This window comes from Crateriforma spongiae (assembly GCF_012290005.1).
Taxonomy (GTDB): domain Bacteria; phylum Planctomycetota; class Planctomycetia; order Pirellulales; family Pirellulaceae; genus Crateriforma; species Crateriforma spongiae.
Window position 1 is genome coordinate 166,636 of the sequence record NZ_JAAXMS010000008.1, and the last position, 17,319, is coordinate 183,954.

Annotated in this window: 11 protein-coding genes; 5 read left to right on the forward strand and 6 right to left on the reverse strand. The window is 57.2% G+C overall.

Features of this window, described 5'->3' with window-relative positions:
- Window positions 1-128 precede the first annotated feature (128 nt).
- On the reverse strand, window positions 129-1,121 hold the full coding sequence (locus tag HFP54_RS20440) for an aldo/keto reductase (RefSeq protein ID WP_168566588.1): 993 nt from the start codon (window positions 1,119-1,121) through the stop codon (window positions 129-131).
- 404 nt (window positions 1,122-1,525) lie between these two features.
- On the opposite strand from HFP54_RS20440, the gene HFP54_RS20445 reads away from it, so the two are divergent.
- Window positions 1,526-2,413, forward strand: coding sequence for a glycosyltransferase family 2 protein (locus tag HFP54_RS20445; RefSeq protein ID WP_168566589.1), 888 nt, complete (start codon window positions 1,526-1,528; stop codon window positions 2,411-2,413).
- A 102-nt stretch (window positions 2,414-2,515) separates the two neighbouring features.
- Here the strand turns inward: HFP54_RS20445 and HFP54_RS20450 are convergent, their stop codons facing one another.
- From HFP54_RS20450 to HFP54_RS20460, 3 genes are all read right to left on the reverse strand, one after another.
- Window positions 2,516-4,000, reverse strand: coding sequence for a DUF1501 domain-containing protein (locus HFP54_RS20450; protein WP_168566590.1), 1,485 nt, complete (start codon window positions 3,998-4,000; stop codon window positions 2,516-2,518).
- Window positions 4,001-4,012: 12 nt separating this feature from the next.
- Entirely contained in the window at window positions 4,013-6,502 is a 2,490-nt protein-coding gene (locus HFP54_RS20455; protein ID WP_168566591.1) for a PSD1 and planctomycete cytochrome C domain-containing protein, read from the reverse strand.
- A gap of 170 nt (window positions 6,503-6,672) precedes the next feature.
- On the reverse strand, window positions 6,673-7,134 hold the full coding sequence (locus HFP54_RS20460; RefSeq protein ID WP_146416386.1) for a superoxide dismutase [Ni]: 462 nt from the start codon (window positions 7,132-7,134) through the stop codon (window positions 6,673-6,675).
- A gap of 314 nt (window positions 7,135-7,448) precedes the next feature.
- On the opposite strand from HFP54_RS20460, the gene HFP54_RS20465 reads away from it, so the two are divergent.
- The 4 genes from HFP54_RS20465 (at window position 7,449) to HFP54_RS20480 (ending at window position 15,704) form a co-directional block, all read left to right on the forward strand.
- Window positions 7,449-8,165: a lysophospholipid acyltransferase family protein gene (locus HFP54_RS20465; RefSeq protein WP_146416387.1), complete on the forward strand. Its 717-nt coding sequence runs from the start codon at window positions 7,449-7,451 to the stop codon at window positions 8,163-8,165.
- Between the two features lie 157 nt (window positions 8,166-8,322).
- Window positions 8,323-9,384 (forward strand): cytochrome c family protein, encoded by a 1,062-nt coding sequence (locus HFP54_RS20470; protein WP_146416388.1) that lies wholly within the window; start codon window positions 8,323-8,325, stop codon window positions 9,382-9,384.
- 179 nt (window positions 9,385-9,563) lie between these two features.
- A complete protein-coding gene (locus HFP54_RS20475; RefSeq protein ID WP_168566592.1) occupies window positions 9,564-12,746 on the forward strand; it encodes a secretin N-terminal domain-containing protein in 3,183 nt (1,060 codons plus the stop codon).
- 246 nt (window positions 12,747-12,992) lie between these two features.
- The gene (locus HFP54_RS20480; protein ID WP_168566593.1) at window positions 12,993-15,704 is read left to right on the forward strand and encodes an MMPL family transporter; all 2,712 of its coding nucleotides are present in this window, start codon (window positions 12,993-12,995) and stop codon (window positions 15,702-15,704) included.
- 8 nt (window positions 15,705-15,712) lie between these two features.
- Here the strand turns inward: HFP54_RS20480 and HFP54_RS20485 are convergent, their stop codons facing one another.
- Together HFP54_RS20485 and epmA are read right to left on the reverse strand one after the other, a co-directional pair.
- Complete coding sequence (locus HFP54_RS20485) at window positions 15,713-16,189, reverse strand: hemerythrin domain-containing protein (protein ID WP_146416390.1); 477 nt, start codon at window positions 16,187-16,189, stop codon at window positions 15,713-15,715.
- A 122-nt stretch (window positions 16,190-16,311) separates the two neighbouring features.
- The gene (epmA, locus tag HFP54_RS20490; protein WP_168566594.1) at window positions 16,312-17,280 is read right to left on the reverse strand and encodes an EF-P lysine aminoacylase EpmA; all 969 of its coding nucleotides are present in this window, start codon (window positions 17,278-17,280) and stop codon (window positions 16,312-16,314) included.
- Window positions 17,281-17,319 lie beyond the last annotated feature (39 nt).

Consider the following 17,319-nt stretch of genomic DNA (forward strand, 5'->3'; position numbering starts at 1 on the left):
CAATGTAGCAACAACCGCGTTTGAACCGAACCACATCCATCGTCGCCCGTAATGCCGTAACAACCCCCGAGAATCAACCGTGTTGTCGGCAGACCAATGTCACGGATGGAAATCGATCATCTGGCAAATCACTTCCCGGCGTACCAAACACCGCGACGCCAATTGTGTCGCCGCAGTTGCTGAAGAAACTCGGCCGGCAAATCGGCTTTATCGCTGACGGCCACATTGGCTTTGACGTGTTCGGGCGAACGCATTCCGACGATGACCGTGCTGACCGCGGCATGGGAAAGCGCGAACTTGATCGCCACGTCGGTCAGACTGTAATCATCCTGCAAACCGAAATCGCGGATGTCTCGGCGGATCATTTCCACACGATCAACGGTCCGTTCCAGTCGATCACCGGCAAAGTAGGCTTGACGAAAATCATCGTTGCCAAACTTGTGGTCGCGATCGTATTTTCCGGTCAGTGATCCTTCATCCAACGCAACGCGGACGATCACGGCAGTGCCGGTTTCCTCGGCAACCGGGAAAATCTGCGCGGCGGCTTCTTGATCGAACAGGTTGAAAATCACCTGGACCACATCCACCAAACCGTCGCGCATCAGTTGGACCACGCAATTCTGATCTTGCTCAGGTGTGCTGACGCCCACGTAGCGGATCAGACCTTCGTCACACAACTGCCGCAGCACCAACAAAGGTTGCGGATCATCGTTCCACGCCCGGGTCCAGGTGTGCAGTTGCAGTACGTCCAAACAATCGGTCCCCAAGTTTCGCAAACGCTGTTGGATATTTTCGCGAAGGTATGCGGCGCCATATCGGTCCTGCCACCGGCAATACGGGCTGGGCGGCCAAGGGCCTTCGGCCGGTGGTGCTTTGGTTGCCAATCGGACGGGGCTCGCGTCCGCTATCGCATCCAACGTCTTGGCGATGACTTTTTCGCTGCGGCCGTCACCGTAGCCGGCGGCGGTATCGATGAAGTTGATGCCACGATCGATCGCCAAACGCAACGTTTGGGTGGACCGGTCATCCGTCTGCGGTCCCCATTGGCCGCCCAGCGCCCAACTGCCGAAACCGATTTCGGAAACGTCCCATCCGGTTTGTCCGAAAGGTCTTGTCTTCATTTCCCTGACTTTCTTGGGCGTGAACTGTTTTTTGGATGTGACGGGGCAGGGTGGCACCCCAAGGCACGCTTTGGTGGACGCGATCCAGTATTTGAAAGCAATCAGGGCAGCCTCCGCTGATGCGAATTCTGATCACCGATGGACGACGCACCGTTTCCGAACAGGAAAAGTTTGCCGATTAGTGCACAGAATCAAGCCTGCTTTGCCGCGACGCCAAGGATTCGAACGGTTCATCGCCGAACGTCTCAACCTGATTGTCTGATCCGTCCGATGATGAAAAAAGGAGCGATCGGAACAATAAGGCGGTTCGAAACGCTTTGCCGATTCGCTGGACTTCGGTCATTCTTGCCGCACGGGTGAAATCGGTGCCACGCTTTCCGTCGATTCCACAACTGTCTGTCATCGTGCCTGTTAACCAACAGGTCAACACGTTTGAATCCAGCTTGGTCAGCGTGTTGGAAAATCAACCCGAATCGTGCGAGGTCATTGTCGCACACGACGGGGGCTACGATGACCCCTTTGATTTGGGTGATGAGGTTCGCTTTGTTCAAGCGGGCGGTGCTAGCACCGTCGAACTGGTCCAGGAGGGCGTGAAACATGCTCGCGGGCACTTGGTCCACGTGATTGCCGACGGCATGTGCGCGACCGCCGGTTGGGCGTCCGCCGCGGTCGAACGATTCGAAGACGATGACGTCGGTTTCGTTTCGCCGACGATCCGCCATCGCGACGGCGACGTTCTGGCATGCGGATGGACCGACACACCGCATCGCTTGTGCACCGCCGTTTGCGCGGGCCAAGATTCGCCACGCCAAGGCGACATGGTGCGTTCGATCGGCTGTTACCTTCAAGCCGGTTTCTGGCGACGCGACCTGTTGGCCAGCTTGGGCCGGGGATTTGTCGGAACACGATCCGCCGAAGCCACCTATGCCTATGGCTTGCTGGCCCGTCGAACCGGTTGGCGATCGGCCGTGGCGGTCGACAGCGTTGTGCTGTCCGACGACGACCGTCTGCCTTGGGATCGATCCACGCTGGATCGGGGCCAACGCTTGCGGTCAATCCGCCATCACTTGCGCGGCGGCGGTTGGGCGACCGCCATCACCGCCGGACTGCGGAGCGCCGCGGGCGTGTTGACCGGTTCGGTCGGTTTGGGCGAAGCGATCGGCCAAGCCACCGCGCCGCTGGCCGATGCGGATATCGAACTGATGGTGTTCACCGGTGAAGTGATTTCGCCGGACGATTATGACACCACCATCCGTCTGCCTGAGCGAATCGCCGCACGCAAAGCGGCCTAGCTGTCTGGCGGTTTTGGTCAGATTGGTCTTGTTGGATCCGCCGCCGGACACGTCCCGGTCGGGGAGGGGTCAGCGTCCATCTTGGCGAGTATGTCGAGGCGGTCAGGCGATGATCTGATGGATCGGTTCGACCGGTTCGACGCCAACCAGTTTCTGGTCCAACCCGCCGTAGAAATACGCCAGGTGATTCGGATCCAGCCCCATCAGATGCAAGATGGTCGCGTGCAGGTTTTTGACATGCAACGTGTTTTCAACCGCCCGGCTTCCCAGTTCATCGGTCGTCCCAAAACTGACACCACCGCGAATACCACCGCCGGCCATCCACATGGTAAAGCCGTAACTGTTGTGATCGCGGCCGCTGCCCTTGGCGTATTCCGCCGTCGGCTGACGACCGAATTCACCACCCCAAACGACCAACGTCTCATCCAATAGCCCGGTGCGTTTCAAATCCGCCAACAGCGCGGCGATGGGCTGGTCGGTTCGACCGGCGTGGTAGTTGTGGTTCTTTTCCAAATCACCGTGCGCGTCCCAGTTGTCGTCGTTGTGTGACCCACCGCTGTAAAGCTGCACGAACCGTACGCCACGCTGGACCAATCGACGCGCCAGCAAACACCGGCGTCCGAAATCCGCCGTCTGGGGACGGTCCACCCCGTACATCGCCAACGTCTGTTTCGACTCGTTCGACAAATCCACCGACTCCGGTGCACTCGTTTGCATGTGATAGGCCAATTCATAGCTGGCGATTCGCGATGCCAGCGCATGGTCGTCCGGTCGTTGCAATTGGTGACGACGATTGGCTTGCTGGATCGAATCGATCAATTCACGTTGGACACCACTGGGCAGATCCGCCGGGGGTGCCAGGTTCAAAATGGGCGCCCCTTCGCTACGGAAAACCGTCCCCTGATACGTCGCCGGCATGAACCCGCTGGACCAGTTCTTCGCACCGCTGATCGGTCCACCGGTCGGGTCCAACATTACGACAAAGCCGGGCAAATTCTCATTCTCGCTGCCCAATCCATAGGTCAGCCACGAACCCAGTGCGGGGCTGCCCGAAAGGATCCGTCCACTGTTCATCATCAACATGGCCGATCCGTGAATCGGAGAATCGGCCGTCATCGAATGCAAGAACGCAATGTCGTCGACGTGTTTGGCGACATTGGGAAACAGCGAACTGACCCATTTGCCACACTGGCCGTGTTGCTGAAACTTCCAGCGTGGTTCGACGATCCGGCCACCGGACTTGTGCCCACCGCGGCCAAAAGTTTTCACCTCCACGGTTTTGCCATCCATCCCGACCATGTCCGGTTTGTAGTCGAACGTGTCGATATGGCTGGGCCCGCCGTACATGAACAGAAAAATGACCGACTTGGCTTTCGGCGCGAACGCCGGCGGTTTGGGTGCCAACGGGTTTTGGTAGTTGGTTTCCGCGGCCTGTGCCGATTGGCCGAAAAAGCCGTCCCGTCCCAGCATGGCTGACAAGGCTGTGGCACCGAAACCGGCGCCCGATTGCCACACGAATTCACGTCGCGTCCGGCGGCAAAAAGCGGCTCGTCGTGATTTGTTATGGAATGATTCTTGGCTGGTCACAACGTGATTCCTTTAATCGACAAACAGGAATTCGTTCCAGTTCATCACGGACAAACAATAAAGTTCGACGGCTCGTTCTCGCGGGACTTCAAATTCGTTGACAAGCCGTTGCATCAGGTGTCGCCCGGCGGCAATTTCTTCTTGCGATGGATCGCGCCCCAAAACCCGGCGGACACAGCGATTCACCAACTGGGAATCGTCAATGTGGTTGGCATCAATCCGCTTTGCCAAGCGAGCGGCCTGTTGGTGGGCGAAATCACCATTCAACAATGCGAGGGCCTGTCCGGGCTGCAACGTCATGAATCGAGCTTCGCAACTGCGATCCGGATCGGGGAAATCGAACACCGTCATCATCGGTGTCAATAAGGATCGTTTGACGTGGATGTAGATGCTGCGTCGATTCTGGTCGACCGTATCAGAATCACCCCAACCTTCGCCCGGTCGCGATTGGCCCTGCATGACTTCCTGGCTCAGGGTGGGGTACATGCTGGGCCCATAGACCTGATCATTCAACGATCCGTTGACTTTCAACATGCTGTCACGAATCTCTTCGGCGCTTAACCGACGTCGATCGAATCGCCAAAACAAATCGTTGGCAGGATCAACTTGCATGGAATCAGGACGCGAATCGGATGACCGGCGATAGGCGTCACTGGTGACGATCAGCCGATGCATCGACTTGAAACGCCAGCCGCCATCGACGAATCGATTGGCCAACCAATCCAACAGTGCCGGATGCGTCGGCGGCGTTCCCAATTGGCCAAAGTTGTTCGTGCTACGGACAATGCCTCGACCAAAATGATGCTGCCAGATTCGGTTGGCGATCACCCGCGATGCTAAGCGGTTTTCTGGGTCAACGATCCAATTTGCCAGTGCCAATCGACGCCCCGACGAATCCGATCGACTGGTCGATGCCGGCATCGCGGTGACGTTGGAATCGAATAGCTCGGGAAAGGCGATGTCGACTTCGTCCGTCGGTGAATGAGGACTTCCGCGAAACAGCACGAACGTTTCCCGAGGCGGATCGGCCAAACGGGCCAAGCCCAAAACGCTTTGGCGTGCGGGCAGATCCCGCCGACGTTTTCGCACGTCGCGCAGTTCAGCCCGCAGGGATTCGTACCGCCGCCAGTCATCATCAGACAGATGGCCACGCAAATGCTTTTCCAACACCGCTTCGCGGTCCGCTTTGCGACCCTCCGTCGCTCGTTGATTTTCAGCCGACATCGACGCAATTCCGCGTTGTTCGATCTCGGTCAATTGTTTTTCCAAATCCGTCGTCTGACGATCCAGGTCGGCATACTGTTGTTGCAAACTTTCGTTGGACACATCGATTTGGTTGTTTCCCGTCTGGTCGCGACGCACTCCATAAGTCGTCACGTCGCCGAAAAACGCCAGAAAGCTGTAATAATCTGACTGCGGAATCGGATCGATTTTGTGATCGTGGCATCGGGCACAATTGATCGTCAGCCCCAGAAAGGCTTGGCCAACCGTGGTGACCAAGTCATCCATTTCATCGTAAAACGCCTGCTCGGGATCGGCCGGTTCGTCGTCCCAAATCCCCAGTCGATAAAAACCAGTCGCGGTTAGCGTTTCAGTGGTCACATCGGACAATTCATCGCCGGCCAATTGTTCAATGACAAACTGGTCGTAAGGCTTGTCCTGGTTGAACGACCGAATGACATAGTCGCGGTACTTCCACGCGTTGGGTTTCGGATTGTCTCGTTCAAATGAGTTCGTTTCCGCGTAGCGAACCAGATCTAACCAGTGCCGGCCCCAACGTTCGCCGTAGTGAGGCGATCGCAAAAGTCGATCGACCAACTGTTCGTACGCCCGTGGATCTGGATCATCGACGAAACGCTTGATCTGGCGTGCGGTGGGCGGGATTCCGATCAAGTCGTAATACAATCGCCGAATCAACGTCGGCCGATCCGCAGGGCCGTTGGGGGTCAATCCACGCTGTTGCAACCTTTGCATCACAAACGCGTCGATCGGATGACTTATCTCCGGGTGCCCAGGAACGGCAGGAATCTCCGGTGCACTGATTGGTTCGAATGCCCAGTGATTTTTCCAAGGGGCACCTTGGTCAATCCAACGCCGCAAGATTTCGATGTCGGCGGCAGAAACACGATCGCCCTCGGGCGGCATCGGGTCGACCCACGATTCTTCATCTGCGGTGATGCGTTCGATTAGATGGCTGGCATCCGCATCACCCGGAACGATTGCGATCTCGCCGCTGTCGGTTTCGGCCAAAGCGCCGTCGCGGTCGGTCAAACGCAGACCACCCTCCGCTTCGTCCGGTCCGTGGCAGGCATAGCAATGCTTGGCCAAGATCGGCTGGACTTCGCGGGCAAAGTCCAACGCGGTGTCGTCCGTCGTCCGCTTGTCGTTGGCCGATTCGGCCACGACCGTTGACGCGATCAGGAACAAGCCAATCCCGCAGTAAAGGCGAATCGCTTGGCCAACAGCGCAGCGGACAACCGGGCGAAAAACAACTGAAAACATGCGTTGGTAAGTTCGGTAGGATCGGGGTGACCAGATCAGGGCGTCCAACGTCGACCCGATGGGCCGGATGAAACAGGGCGGGGTAGGGCGGACGGGACAAGCCGTTCGCGTGCACGCTGGACGAATCCCTGAACGGTCGGCGGGAAATCAACCGTGATTCGACGGCGGGATCAGTGAGTGTGCTCGAAATCGGGTTCTTTGCCTTCGTATGCACGATAGAAGTCGAAGATCGACTTTTCCAAGGCTTTCGCCGTGGCGGGGTCGGCGGACTGTTTCGCCTTCATCGCGGCGATCATCACCGCGTGGGCGGCCATCAGCTTTTTCCCATAGCCGTCGCCGTCGGGCTTGATCCGCTGGGCCATGAAATAGGCGGCGATGGTTTCCTGAATCCGTGTGGCATGCTGTTCCTTGGTCAGCGTCCAACGACCCATCTGATTGATTGCCTGGGCGTTGATGTCTCCCGAGCTTAGCTCGTTCAATTGCAACTGAGCTTTGCTGATGGTGTGCTCGTCTTCCAACATTTGCTCGAACCGCATCTGGTCGCCATAAATTCCACACGGCACTTGGCAATGGGCCGATGCGATCGAGGCAAACACGAATAGCGTCAACGAAGCGGCGATAGTTCGGATCATGGTGTGTTCTTCCCGTAGCTGGGTGGTCGGAGAGGTAAAGAATGTCGCAGGACCATCGCAGTATAGGCGTCTTTTCCGGCTGAATCACGCAAATGACGGGTTTTCAGGCGAATGTTAAGTGTTGTTACCAGTTCGGTTCGGCGCGTTCGCGACGGGGAATTTTTGGCGATCAAGTCCACACCCGCCGCCGACCGGAAAATCGACGTTTACCCTCATGAAAGATCCTGGTATTCCCGGTCCAGTGCGGGCGTCCGATTTCGGTCCAGGCCCGCGATTGACAGTGTTCTGGTCGGTCCGGTTTTGAATTCGTCCCAATGAAACGTCTGGTCGCTTGGCTGTTCGGTATTGCGATGTTGACGGTGCGCCAAACGTGCCGACGGCGATATCACAACGATCCGCGGCACATGTTGCGACGACGGGGCATTCCCCTGACTTATGCCCTTTTGCATTGCCATCAAATGGCTTGCATCTGTTCGGTCGAACCAGGCGTCGCGGCCATGGCATCGCGATCATCGGACGGCGATTTGGTCGTCCCCGCCCTACGCCGGTGTGGTGTGACGCCCATTCGGGGCAGCAGCGGCCAGGGCAACAAGGGCGGCGCGGCCGCATTGCAGCAAGCCATTCGGCACGTCCGTAACCACGGCCCCGCTGCGATCACGATCGATGGTCCCCAGGGTCCGCGTGGAAAGGCCCAGCCGGGAATCGCCCTGCTGGCTCGCAAGGCCAAGGCGGTCATCATCCCCGTGTGCGCCGTGCCCAGCCGCCGTTGGGTGTTCAAGGATTCGTGGGATCGTATCCAGATCCCCATGCCGTTTTGCACGATCGACATCTACGCCGGCGAACCGATCGATCCGTCCGACGGTCTATCGGCACGCGAAATCATTCAACAGGTCGAAGCACAACTGCTGGATCTGGAACAGCGTTTCGATCCCAAAGAAGCACGGTTTCATCACGCCGTACTGAGCGAAACGGATTCGGGTTCGTCCGTCGCGGTCGATACCGACACCACCGCGAAAGCCGTCGCCGCCTGAACGCCGATCGGTCGACGCACAAGGGAAATTCTCGTCGTGACGGCCCAGGGTGACCTAGGGTTGCAAGGAGTTGCGTCGCGAACGCCGCATGCTTGCGGAGGGTTCCGTTTGCAACGATTGCTCAGATTCGTCCGTCCGGTTTTACCCTCCACATCTCATGTTGCGCGTCATCCTTGTGTTATTGATCTGGGTCTCCAGTCTGGCCGTTGCCGACGCTGCCGGCCCCGCCGCCCGAACATCCGATGCATCGTCGGGCGGATCATCTCGGGGTGATTTTGATTTGCTGCTGCACGCGCGTCCCGCCGATCCGGCCCACGTGTTGGGCAACGATGCCTGTGTGAAATGCCATGCGAACGAAATCAGCGTCTGGAAGAAAACACCCCACGCGACGACCTTTGACGAACTGCACCGCCGTCCCGAGGCACGTCAGATCGCCCGCAACTTGAAACTGCGCAGCATCAAACACGATGGACGTTGCGTCGCCTGTCACTACACCCAACAACAAACCGACCAAGGGTCTTTGGCGGCCATTGCCGGGGTGTCCTGTGAATCCTGCCACGCGGCTGCGAAACAATGGCTGGAAATCCATCACGATTACGGCAGCCCCGAAACGACGCGGCAAAGCGAATCACCCGCTCATCGCGCCGAGCGACTGCGCCGCAGCATCGCCGCAGGAATGCGGAATCCGGACAACGTCTATTTGGTCGCCCAAAGTTGTTACCGCTGTCATACCACTGCCGACGAAGAACTGGTCAACGTCGGCGGCCATTCCGCCGGCAGCGATGACTTTGAATTTGTTGCATGGAGCCAGGGAAGCATCCGTCACAACTTTGTTCGATCCGACGGTGCACATAACCAAACGAGCGACGTGAAACGATTGCGAGTCATGTTCGTCGCGGGCATATTGGCCGATCTGGAAGCCAGTTTGACGGCGACGGCCCAGGCGACCCAGAAAGCCAAATACGGAATCACCGCGGCCGGTCGAACGGCCCGTGCGGCCAAACGTCTTCGCAGTGTCAGCGAAAAAATCGACGACCCGTATGTCGCTGCCAGCCTGAAAGTCTTCGATGGCGTTCAATTGAAACTGAACAACCGTGAATCTCTGAACAATGCGGCGCAAACCATTGCAAAGCTTGGATATTTGTTCGCGGCAAAGAACGATGGATCCTCGCTTTCGCCGTTGGACCCCTTCATTCCACCACCCGAAACCTGGAAGTAGGTTCCACTGACGTTTGCGTCATTTGTTTGAACCGGCTGGTGCTGGAGGGCATACTGAGAGTCCCCCGAGTGACTCCTCTGCTTATCCCACCCGTCGTCTCAGCGAGCGCTATCGTGTTCGAACCAATGACTTTCGGCGTTTGCCGAACATGCGCGCGATGCCGAACACAGACCCGACAGTTGACGGACGCGCGGCGTCTGAATTTGCATCGATGGCGAACTTCCCAGCGATGGCAACTTTCGTTGGGTGTCGGTTTCCTTTGGCTCGTCGCCGGCTCGGCTTGGGCCCAGCCCCAGGCAATCGTTCAAACTCCGTCAGGCCCCGTTGCCGTCGCCACCGCTGGGCCGGGGGCTCCCAAAGGCGCACCCAACGGACCGCCGGGGCGTCCACAACCCGGTCCACCAGGCAAAGACGCCAAGAATGCGGATGAAAAAGGGGGCGATGCATCTGCAGAAAAACCCGAAGACCCCAAAGTCATCCGTCGCGAAACCTTGGATGGCAAAGAAGCCGACCCGGAAGAGTTGAAGGTCGGGGTGGGCACCGACGGCAAGGTCGCCTTCGCGTTTCGCAACCAACCGTGGGTCGACTTGATTCAGTGGCTTGCGGAGATCTCGGAACAACCATTGGATTGGCAAGAGTTGCCGGCGGATCGAGTCAATTTGGCTTCGCCCGGACGATACACCGTCGACCAAACACGTGACCTGTTCAATCGTCACTTGTTGGCACGCGGTTACACGCTGTTGGAATTGGACGGCGGAATCACGGTTGTCAAAACCGAAAACATCAATCCCGGCATGGTGCGGCGCGTGGAAGAATCGGACTTGGATTCGCTTCAGCCACACACATTTGTCCGGACGTTGATGGATGTTGGTTGGCTGTCGTCTGAAAAGTTGGCCGAAGAACTGAAGCCGATGATCAGCAGCAACGGCCGCCTGACCGCGTTGACCACAACCAATCGGATCGAAGCCATGGACGCGGCGATCAATCTGCGTCAGATCGCCGAACTGTTGCAACAGGAACGCGACGTGGCCAGCCGTGACGCATTGGCACCCGAGTTCCGTTTGGTGCATATCCCGGCCGAAGAAGCCAAACAAATGCTGGAAGAATTTTTGGGCGTCGAAAAGAAATCGTCCGCTCCGATGACTCCCCAGCAAATGCAGATGATGCAGCGGATGCAGCAACAAAACGCCAACAAAGCGCCAACGGCAAAGAAGGAAACGGAGATCAGTATCGTTGCCAACACCCGTCAGAACAGCGTGCTGATTCGTGGACCTCGCGACAAGATCGCAACCGCCGCTGAATTTGTCCGCCGTATTGATGTTCCCAGCGATTCATTTCAAACGCTGGACGACATCAAATCGCGTGTGCAAGCCTTTCGCTTGAAATCGTTGGATGCCGAAAAGCTGATCGATATCGTCACGGAGATGAACGTCCTGCAACCCAAGACTCACATCCGGGTGGACACCGACAACTCGGCCGTCATTGTTTCCGGTGCCGCGGTCGATCGTTTCATCGTGAAAGAGCTGATCGACCAATTGGACGGCAGTGGTCGACGCTTTGAGGTGTTGCAGTTACGTCGTCTGGCTGCCGAAGAGGTCGCCGAAAGCATCGCCTTTCTGATGGGACAGGAAGAGGAAGACGACGACGACAACCAATCGCGCCGCTATTACTACTACGGTTATGGCGGCGGTGGCGGTGACGACAAAAAAGAAGCGGATCAATTCCGCGTCGCCCCCAACGCCCGATACAACCAAGTCTTGTTGTGGGCCAACGAAAATGAAATGAATGAAGTCCGTTCGCTGTTGGTCAAGCTGGGTGAACTACCGCCGCCCGGTGGTAATCGCGAAACGTTCCGCGTCGTCGAAGCGGCGTCTACCCCAGAAACCTATGAATACCTTCAGCGTCTGAAGTCGCAATTCGAGCAGATGACGGGCAAAGAAATCCGACTGCCGGATGAAGAAAATTTTGCCAGCCCGATCTCCGATCCCGACGAAACATCCGATACCGATGACGGCACCGACGATGAAAATCCGGACGGCAAAGACCAGGACGAAAACGACGAAACGTCCGGCGAATCCGCGGACGATGAATCGAAGTCAAAGAACAGTGAAGACGATTCGCCCGATCCAAGCGAAGGCCAGCCCGTCGAACCGCTGGCACAGCCCGCCGCATCCAACCTGACAACCGGCGTTTCAACGGTCCGGGGACAGCTATTGGTCACCGAAAATGAAATCGCCACCAACGACGACGGAACCACCGAACCGCCATTGACCGACACGATCGAATCGATGGAAGACTTTGATCGCCAGTTTCGTGATCGAATCCGTCGCAGCGTGGAGGCACAAGCCGCCAAAGATGCGGAGGCCGACGAAACACCGATCGACATCATCGTCGATGACGACGGAAACTTGGTGCTTCGAAGCAATGACACCGATGCATTGGATTCGCTGGAAGAATTGATGCTGAAGATTCGCCCGCCCCAGCGTGAATATGTTGTCTTTCACCTGAAGCATGCCCGCGCCAGCATGATCACGATCGACCTGGAAGATTACTTTGCCACCGAAGAGGAAGAGGAATCCGACGCGGATCGTTTCTATCGATATTGGTTCTACGATGACAGCAGTTCATCAAGCGACAAGCCGTCCGGATTGGCGGCCGGCAGCCGCTTGAAATTTGTCTACAACATCGAAACCAATACTCTGGTCGTCTCCGGTGCAACACCCAGTCAACTGCGAACGATCCGCGAACTTGTCGAACTGTGGGATGTTCCCGAACCGGTCGATGATTCGCGTGCCCGCTTTACCAAGCTGGTAAAAATTCAATACGGTCGTGCCGAAACGATCGCCCAGACTTTGAAGGACGCCTATCGGGACCTGCTGAGCGGAAACGACAAGGCGTTTAGCAATAAGAACAACGCCAAAAACGGACGCCAGGGCGAAAACCAGGAACGCAACGAAAACGGTGGCGGCGGAGGTCTGACGGATTCGCAAAGCGGTCAAGATAGCGGTGGCGGTGGGTACAGTTTCAAAGGCAAGCTGTCGTTCGGCATCGACGAAATCGGCAACACGTTGTTGATCAGTGCCGAAGGAAAGTCACTGTTGGAGCTGATGGAAGAAATGGTCCGGCAACTGGACGAAGCGGCTCGCCCCGGCGGGGATGTGGAAGTCTTACGGATCGGCGGCAACCTAAGCGGACAGTCACTGCAACAAGCGCTCGAGGCGTTTGGATTGGACGGTTCCGATCGTGAAGGGAATGACGACGACAACCGCCCGGCGAATGGCAACGTCGAACGTGGCCCCCGACGGGGCGGCAGTGGTCGTCCGTTCAATCCGGCCGCGGCACAGGGCTATCTGCGGAATTGATCCGTATGTCGACAGCGACACGTTGCGAAAGTCAGATTCGTCGTCGCCGGTCAAGTCAGATGGTGGTGACCCGAGGGTTCACGGCCAATCCGATCCTGCTCTCGCGTTTCGGGCTCCCGCGCGACATACTTGCCCGTATCGTGGCGTTTTGACGGGCCTTTTCTTCGACGCGTATGCCTTGAACGAATCTCTGGTCAAAACGCGTTGTTCCATGGGGCCGCTGTTCTCGAAACCTCTGCCGACCCAATGCCGACCGCCACACCGCGTCGATGGACCACTTGGGTGGTGCGATACCACAAGTGGATTGTCCTATTTTGGATCGCTTTGGCGGTTGCGGTCCGATCGACGGCTCCGACTTGGGACCAGGTCGCGCTGGACGGCGATTTCGATTATCTGCCGGCTGATCTGACCAGCGTGGCCGGTGGTCGCTTGTTGAATCAGGCGTTCCCGGGGGAACGTAGTCGCAGCCAGTTGGTTTTTCTGCTGTGTCGTGACGATGGTGAACTGACCAAGCAAGACGAGATCTTGGGTCTGGATTTGTTGCGGCGGCTTTATCATCGGTTGGCCGAAGCCAGTTGGCAGCGGGCCATCCGCTATGGGTATGAATCCGGGCCGACGGACCCCGACCAGCCCTATGCGTCCTGGATCGCGCTGACACGTGCGGCACTGGATGAAGCCATTCGTACCGACGAAGCCTTCTATGACGCGATCAGTGAATCGGTTCCCGACACGTCGCCCACGCCGACCGAACCACGCATGGCGATCGCCTACTGGGATCGCGGCAACCTGCTGCGATCGCTGCACGAACCGGATGACGCGATCGCCCGTGATGTCGAAGCCGCGGTGGTCTTCTGTCCCACGATCGCCACCGAAACGCGTCCGATCGCCGAGCGTGACATTGACGGCTGGGATCATCTGATCGATATCTGGTCGTGGAATGATTCCTTGGTCGGCGGCAAGCTGCGGACCGACCAGGCCCGATTGGTGGTCGGTCGCTTGTCAACCGAATTGGCCAGCACATCGAATATCGCAACCTTTGAAGCGGCCGGTGATCTGATTCGGAACACCGTTGCCTACAGTGGTCGCTTCGTCGAACCCGGCGTGCGGTTGCATTTGACCGGTTCCGCCGCCATCGGTGGCGAAACGCTGTCCGCGTCGCGGGATGCCATTCGCTATACCGAATGGTTCACCGTGGGAATGATCCTGGTGTTGTTAACGCTGGTGTATCGATCGCCGCTGCTGGTCATGATTCCAATCGTTTCGATCGGCGTTGCTTTGGTGGTGGCCAGCGGGACGATGACACATCTTGCGTCCTGGTCGGCCGCGGGAGCATTGCCGCTTTTGGATTTGCGCATCTTCACCACCAGTCGAATTTTCATCGTCGTCATTCTGTTTGGTGCCGGAACGGACTATTGTCTGTTCTTGATTGCTCGTCTGCGTGAAGAATCCACGATCCGATCTTGGCCCAAAGCCTGTGCCAGCGCACTGAGCAATGTCTCCGGTGCACTTCTTGGTAGCGCGTTAACAACCATTGTTGGCCTGGGAACATTGGCGTTTGCAGATTTCGGCAAGTTCCAGTCGACCGGCCCGGTGATCGCCGTCTGTCTGTTCATTGCTTTGTTGGTCTGTCTATCACTGACGCCCGCCATTTTGTATTGGATCGGCCCGATTGCGTTCTGGCCGATGAAGATCACCGAGAATCGAATGCCCACGCTGACGCTGTCGGGAAGCTGGAAAGAATCTGGTGGCGTCAAATCGCGAACCTGGAGCCAAATCGCGTTGATGCTGACCCGGGCACCCGCGATGACTCTGGGAATCGGCATGGTGTTGCTGGTGATCCCTGCCGGATACGGATACGTCCACGAAAGCGACGTGACGTATGACTTGAGCGGCCAATTGGGCGCCAAAAGTGTCACGACGCGGGGCATGGCGGCGCTGCGAAATCATTTCAGCATCGGTGAAATCAACCCCGTCACACTGATGATGGTAGCGCCGAAATCACTGCCTTCCGACGACCTGCAACAGCAAGTCAAATCGCTGGCCGAGACGCTGTATGGGATCGACGGTGTGATCGCCGTCCGCACGGCGGATGATCCATTGGGCGAACGCAAGCGAGGATTATTCAGCCGCGACGCATTGTTCCGCCGCGCGTTGAGGAACCACCGAATCGCTCAGCGCCATTTCTTTTCCGACGTTCCAGATTACGCCGGACGTCTGATTCGCATGGACGTCGTCTTGGAAGGAAATCCGTTTGATCAACAGACCGCACAGCTGTTGGAGAATCTAACCGATCGGCTGAGCTCGATGACGAAAGAATCATCGGGGATCTGGACGGACTATGACCTTTACTTGACCGGGACCACACCGTCGATTGTCGACCTTCGCCAGGTGACCATTCGCGACAATCGAACGATCAAGATTGCGGTGATCCTGGCAGTGCTGTGCGTTTTGATTTTGGTGATCCGCCGCATCGGTGTCAGCTTGTATTTGATCCTGACAGTATTGCTTAGCTATTACGCAACCCTGGGATTAACCGTCATCTTTTTTTCGTCGCTTTACGGCGACAGCTTTCTCGGCTTGGATTGGAAATTGCCGCTGTTCTTGTTCGTGATCCTGGTGGCGGTTGGCCAGGACTACAACGTTTACTTGGTCACACGCATTTTGGAAGAACAGCGCAAAGGCGGATGGTTGATGGCCGTCCGCCGATCGGTCGCGCGAACCGGCGGCATCATTTCGGCATGCGGATTGGTGATGGCGGCGACTTTCTTTAGCATGACCGCGTCGGCATGGTTTCCGTCGCTGATCCAGTGGATGGGGGTCGCCGTTGAGCAGCCGACGACACTGCAGGGCATTATCCAGCTTGGGTTCGCATTAGGTCTGGGTGTTTTGATCGACACGTTCTACGTTCGCACCATTCTTGTCCCCAGCTTCTTTGCGATGCTGGGTCGCGCGGCCTGAATCGTGCATCAATCACCCACACCGATGTCATCATCCAACGTGGATAAGATCAATCGAAGTTCTGCTTCTTCATGATCCGCGAAACTGCGGAAAAAGATCTTGTAATCGGACACCACGGCCGCAACTTTCGTCTCGGCATCAGGTGCGGTTTCGCCTGCACGATCAGCCAAGTCGCGGATGCGGGCAAATAGTTTCGGATGAGCCGCCCGCAATTGTTCCGCTTCGGCACTGCGAAGCGGGTCGGTATCCAAAGCGGAATCGAAGTACCCGTAGGCTTCTTCCAGTGAGAAATGGAAAGCCAACTGGTCCCGCAATTCATCCAACAATGCGATGATTTCTGACCAGTGATTGCAGGCGACGGTCGGGTGCTTGATCAACGGGTCGATCCGGTCAAGCAACTGCTTCAAATGCTGGTTGTCGTCTTTGATGTCTTTCAAAAACGCAGCGTTGACGCCCAAGCGACGTGCGGTATCGGATGTGTTCATGAATCTTTCTCCGGCACGGTGAATCCATTGTCGTCGCGAAACAGCTTGAACAGCCACGTTTGTCGACCATCATTTTAATCAATCCTTCACGCGTCGGGCACAATCCGACCGGTTTGCGACAATCATGCTCGGTCAATCGGTAACGGGATGACGTCACCGATTTGTTCGACGCCCATATGAAGCATCAAAAGCCGATCGAAACCAAGCGCGACTCCCGCACACTGGGGCAACCCCGACCGCATCGCGGCCAGTAGCGTGGTGTCGGTTTCTAGCGTTGACCGACCGACAGCCTCACGCTTTCGGTTATTCGATTCGTACCGATGCAACAATTCGTTTGCGTCCAACAATTCGTCATAACCGTTGGCCAGTTCGATGCCGTCGACGAACCACTCAAAACGCTCGGCACAGTCCGGATCGCGGGCCGATCGACGGGCCAGTGCCGCCTGCGTCAACGGATAGTCTCGTACGATCCAGGATGACCTTTTGGTCAATTTCGGAATAACACGTTCGGAAAACAAAACATCCAGCAACCCGTCACGGTCGTCCCCCAGATCCTGGGCCAAGTCGGGCTCCCTTTGCTGTACAAGGGAACGCAGACGTTGCAGTTCACCGTCGATCGGGTCTACGCCCAGAGATTGCCGAAAGGCTTCGCGATAGCTGATCACCGAAGTGGCGGTCCGTCGCAGGATCACCTTTGCTAAATCCTTCAACAGGCCGATCTGGGACTCCGCATTCCCGTCGCGTTGATACCATTCCAACATCGTGAATTCGACGTTGTGGTGCCGGCCGATTTCGCCGCTGCGGAATACCGGTCCGATACTGTAGATAGATGGGGCACCGCCGGCCAACATTCGTTTCATCGCCGATTCCGGAGATGTCTGCAGAAAGTAGTGGCGGGGCACATCATCGGTCGCTAATCCCAACTCGGACGTCTGAACACGAATCGGATCCAAGTAGACGTCGACGACGCAGTCGCGTCCCAGACAAGGCGGTTGGACTTCGAAATAGTCACGATCGTCGAAGAAACGTCGAACCTGTCGAAGCAGGTCGGCCCGCTGAACCACCATCGGGTGCATGGACGAATTTTCCATTGGCGTGCACATTGTTGGGTACCGGTTGAACGATCCGCG

What these genes read in the sequence shown, in the direction of transcription:
- HFP54_RS20440 (WP_168566588.1), bottom strand. Translation starts at nt 1,121, where the DNA reads ATGAAGACAAGACCTTTCGGACAAACCGGATGGGACGTTTCCGAAATC.
- HFP54_RS20455 (WP_168566591.1), bottom strand. Translation starts at nt 6,502, where the DNA reads ATGTTTTCAGTTGTTTTTCGCCCGGTTGTCCGCTGCGCTGTTGGCCAA.
- HFP54_RS20460 (WP_146416386.1), bottom strand. Translation starts at nt 7,134, where the DNA reads ATGATCCGAACTATCGCCGCTTCGTTGACGCTATTCGTGTTTGCCTCG.
- HFP54_RS20465 (WP_146416387.1), top strand. Translation starts at nt 7,449, where the DNA reads ATGAAACGTCTGGTCGCTTGGCTGTTCGGTATTGCGATGTTGACGGTG.
- HFP54_RS20470 (WP_146416388.1), top strand. Translation starts at nt 8,323, where the DNA reads ATGTTGCGCGTCATCCTTGTGTTATTGATCTGGGTCTCCAGTCTGGCC.
- HFP54_RS20480 (WP_168566593.1), top strand. Translation starts at nt 12,993, where the DNA reads ATGCCGACCGCCACACCGCGTCGATGGACCACTTGGGTGGTGCGATAC.
- HFP54_RS20485 (WP_146416390.1), bottom strand. Translation starts at nt 16,189, where the DNA reads ATGAACACATCCGATACCGCACGTCGCTTGGGCGTCAACGCTGCGTTT.
- epmA (WP_168566594.1), bottom strand. Translation starts at nt 17,280, where the DNA reads ATGGAAAATTCGTCCATGCACCCGATGGTGGTTCAGCGGGCCGACCTG.